Source organism: Shewanella sp. SG41-4 (genome assembly GCF_014164505.1).
In the GTDB taxonomy this organism is placed as follows: Bacteria; Pseudomonadota; Gammaproteobacteria; order Enterobacterales; family Shewanellaceae; genus Shewanella.
The window spans coordinates 1-4201 of sequence record NZ_JACJFI010000298.1 but is presented as its reverse complement, the minus strand read 5'-3'; the positions used below and the strand labels follow the sequence as shown (position 1 = coordinate 4201).

Sequence of the window (4201 nt, the reverse complement as noted above, 5' to 3'; positions counted from 1 at the left end):
CAAGGGCTTCTGAAAGTTCCATAAAAAAATCCGATAATAAAGATTATCGGATTTTCGCAGACTAGAAAGATCGGTCAACCGATCAGTTAAATTTTCTCGTTTTACCGCTTAACTGATCGGCATTACGCTTAATGCGCCATTTTTTATACTTAAATAACGCCATAATTATTCACTGGCGGTCAATCTTTGTAATACTTTAGCAAGTTGCTCAATGCCGATTTGAGCGGGTTTAGGTAAGTTATCTAACTCAATAGACAACAATAGATTTTTAACTTCTAAACCTAACTCCGTATCCCCTTCTATACGTAATTTACGCTGAAAAAAAAGTGTGTCGGGGTCTTCTTTACCTGCTGCAACCAAAATTAACTCAGGCACATTGGCACTTAATGTCACATCGGGCTGAGTAAAAGCACGCACTCGTAGTTGTTGTTCGACACCCACCTCAAAACGCAAACCAATATCATCAACACAAATGCCTACCCACTTTTGTTTGAGAAAATCGAGTTCATCTGTCTTCAATTGTTCCGCTAACACTAAATTAAGCAGTTTATTGATGACGATTATTTTTAACGCTTCCGGCATCAAGTTTAGCGAGCGACGACTCACTTGAGGCGCAAAATGTAATACATTTTTTGCTAAGTTTGCCGATAATTGTTGTGTAAATGCTTGAGCCATCGAGAGTACCTACTTGCAAATAGAACCAATAATCAAGTGAGTTTACTGGCAATTTATCTAACGAAACCTGTTTTAAATCAAATCATGTTAACTCAATCACATTTACACTCCTGTTCTTTGAAAAAAATGAGAACACCAACATGGAACTCTTATGCCCTGCAGGTAATTTAGCGTCACTCAAAGCCGCTCTTAACGCTGGCGCTGATGCGGTTTACCTCGGACTAAAAGATGACACTAATGCGCGCTCGTTTGCAGGATTAAACTTTTCTGCTGCACAACTAGCACAAGCGACAAAACTGGCTAAAAGCCAAGGTCGAAAGGTATTTTTAACCCTAAACACCTTTCCCAAACCCGGTGAAGAACACCGCTGGTATCAGGCCGTTGATTTAGCAGCACAATTAGAAATGGATGCTCTCATCGTCGCGGACTTGTCATTACTCGATTATGCCCACCAGCATTATCCACACCTTCCGTTACATTTATCAGTACAAGCCAGCGCCACAAACTTGGGGGCTCTGTCATTTTATCAACAAGCTTTTAATATTGAACGAGCGGTATTGCCACGAGTGTTATCCATTAAACAGGTTCGAGACTTAGCCAAAGTGAGCCCTGTTGAGCTTGAAGTATTTGCTTTTGGTAGTTTATGCATCATGGCTGAAGGACGCTGCCATTTATCATCATATGTGACAGGACAATCCCCTAATACAGGCGGTTCGTGCTCTCCCGCTAAGCATGTACGCTGGCAAGATTCTGGTAGCGATAAATTAACTCGACTCAATAATGTATTGATCGACAAAGCCGATGCCAACCAACAATTGGGTTATCCGGTTGTCTGTAAAGGCCGTTATGTTGCTGAGTACGATCAGGATGCAAAATATTTACTGGAATCACCTACCAGTCTAAACACTTTAAGCTTATTACCCGAGCTCGCCCAAGCGGGAATTAAATCTCTTAAAATTGAAGGACGTCAGCGAAGCCCTGCTTATGTAAGCCAAGTCACGCACGTTTGGCGTAGTGCTATCGACACATACTTAGCTAACCCCGAGTCTTTTTGCGAGCAACCACAATGGTCGCAAGCGTTAGCAAAAGTATCCGAAGGACAAATCACTACATTGGGCGCTTATGAGCGCCAATGGCAATAAGGTTTTACAATGAAAATATCTCTCGCTCCAATTAGTTACTGCTGGTCAAAATCTGATGTTGAGCACTTTTATCAGCAAGTTGCATTGAGTAACATCGATACCATTTATTTAGGTGAAACCGTGTGCAGTCGTCGCCGCGAACTGAAGTTTAACGATTATCTAGATCTCGCCAATATGCTCAAGTCTCATGGCAAACATGTGGTGTTATCAACCATGGCTTTGATAGAGGCGCAATCTGAACTTAATGAACTGAGACGAGCTATTGATAATGGCGATTTCAGTATTGAAGCTAATGATATGGCAGCGGTACATTATGCCCACCAAGCCAAAGTCCCCTTTGTGTGCGGGCCAACAATCAATAACTATAATCGGACCAGTCTTGATTTATTACACCGAAAAGGGATGTATCGTTTTGTCATGCCTTGTGAATTATCTCAGCAATGGTTAAGCACTGTCATCAATCAGGGCGATAAACCCGCTTTTGAAATAGAGGTGCTCGGCCACGGCTATTTACCATTAGCACATTCTGCACGCTGTTTTACCGCCAAACATTACCAATTACCTAAAGATAAGTGTCAAACTATTTGCCAACGCCATAGCAAAGGCTTACTGGCTCAAACTCAAGAGTCACAACCCTTACTCCGCTTAAATGGCATTCAAACTCAATCTGCGGCGCAGGTAAACCTGATTAACCAAATGCCACAAATGATAGACATGGGAATTGATTATTGGCGTATATCACCCAATAAATTAACTGACATAGCCATGGGTTCAGAACTTGCTGATGTATTAGCGCAAACCAAAGAAGATCCGCTTAATACTAAAGCCTTGCTCAAAAAACAGTTTAACGACAATAAACAGGCATCGATTATCAATCATCATTGCAATGGCTATTGGTTAGGGTTACCAGGCATGGACTATTCCCTTGAGCCCAATACTCCAACGCGATAACCTTACACTCGCTACTCGATAGCCATTAATAAAAGTGGTCATGAACTGTGATCATATCCATGTTTATTAATGGCATACAAGCCATAAAAAGTCTCAAACTCAAAGAGCAAACATCCCTGCAACAAAATATTAACCAACTGATTAAATTAGATTTTAATCATGTATCTCGACACATTGTTAACGTAAATATCTACTCACATTTAACTAATATCTATTCGGTTAAGTTATCATTTTACATACAGCAAATAAGGGGGTAACCTTGCCTACCCAAAAAACACAACTGAATGGACATTCAATTTCGGTCCATAATAAACAGTTGGGTAGCACAGCTGGCCAACTTAGAACACATAAGTAAGGTGTATTTAACGTGACACATAAAAAACATAACATTAAAACAATTCTCACCTTTATTATTCCGTCACTGATTGGCTTGCTACTGTTTATGACGCCTATCAATGTCGAAGGTTCGATTACCATTCCGATTGCAATTATCTCAAAAGCATTGCAAAGCCAAATGGGCAGTTCTATCCAGCTTATCGTTACCTGCATTGTGGTATTAATGGCATTAGCTTCATTGCTCACTCAGCTCATTAACCCTAAATTCGTTCGTAAAAGTACTTTCTTACGCACTTTACTGAAGGTCAATTTATTTTGGTTAGCGGTGCGAATAGTAGGTGCAATCTTTATCGTCATGGTTTATTTGCAAGTGGGGCCTGATGCGATTATTTCATCGGCAACAGGTGGCTTGGTTCTGAATGATTTAGTACCAGTGTTATTTTCAGTATTCATTTTTGCTGGCATGTTATTACCGCTATTGCTCAATTTTGGTTTACTAGAATTTTTTGGCACGTTATTAACCAAAGTTATGCGTCCAATATTCAATTTACCTGGTCGCAGTGCTATTGACTGTATGGCCTCTTGGTTAGGTGATGGTAGTGTGGGCATTTTAATGACCACTAAACAATACGAAACTCGTTTCTATACTGCCCGCGAAGCTGCTGTTATTGGCACAACCTTTTCTGCAGTGTCGATAACCTTTAGCTTAGTGGTGATATCACAAGTCAAACTTGAACACCTGTTTGTGCCATTTTATCTGACAGTGTGCTTAGCTGGATTTATTGCAGCAATCATAGTCCCTAAATTACCGCCGTTGTCATGGAAGAAAGATCTGTATATCGATAACACTCCTCGTCATGAAGATGACGAATCAATCCCAACCAGTCATGGCGTATTTTCTTGGGGATTTGAACAAGCAATGCAACGCGCATCTTCTGCTGGTGGCATTAAGCATGTGCTAACTGAAGGAATTAAAAACGTTGTCGATATGATATTCGGGGTGATCCCTGTTGTTATGGCTATTGGTACCGTCGCATTAGTGTTGGCTGAACATACACCTATTTTTAATTACTTAGGTATGCCATTTATTCCGCTAT

General features: G+C 40.6%; 4 protein-coding genes. 3 read left to right on the top strand and 1 reads right to left on the bottom strand.

What is annotated here, in order from left to right:
• Window positions 1-165: 165 nt before the first annotated feature.
• Window positions 166-675 carry a ubiquinone anaerobic biosynthesis accessory factor UbiT gene (ubiT, locus tag H5202_RS18470; protein WP_182773359.1) on the bottom strand — a complete coding sequence of 170 codons (510 nt, stop codon included), beginning with the start codon at window positions 673-675 and terminating at the stop codon, window positions 166-168.
• A gap of 140 nt (window positions 676-815) precedes the next feature.
• Between ubiT and ubiU the strand changes: the two genes are divergently transcribed.
• The 3 genes from ubiU to H5202_RS18455 form a co-directional block, all read left to right on the top strand.
• Window positions 816-1817, top strand: a complete 1002-nt coding sequence (gene ubiU / locus H5202_RS18465) for a ubiquinone anaerobic biosynthesis protein UbiU (RefSeq protein ID WP_182773358.1) — start codon at window positions 816-818, stop codon at window positions 1815-1817.
• Between the two features lie 9 nt (window positions 1818-1826).
• A complete protein-coding gene (locus H5202_RS18460) occupies window positions 1827-2768 on the top strand; it encodes a U32 family peptidase (RefSeq protein ID WP_182773357.1) in 942 nt (313 codons plus the stop codon).
• Window positions 2769-3210: 442 nt separating this feature from the next.
• Window positions 3211-4201: YjiH family protein (locus tag H5202_RS18455; protein ID WP_259397377.1), on the top strand; the 991-nt coding region annotated here is incomplete at its 3' end.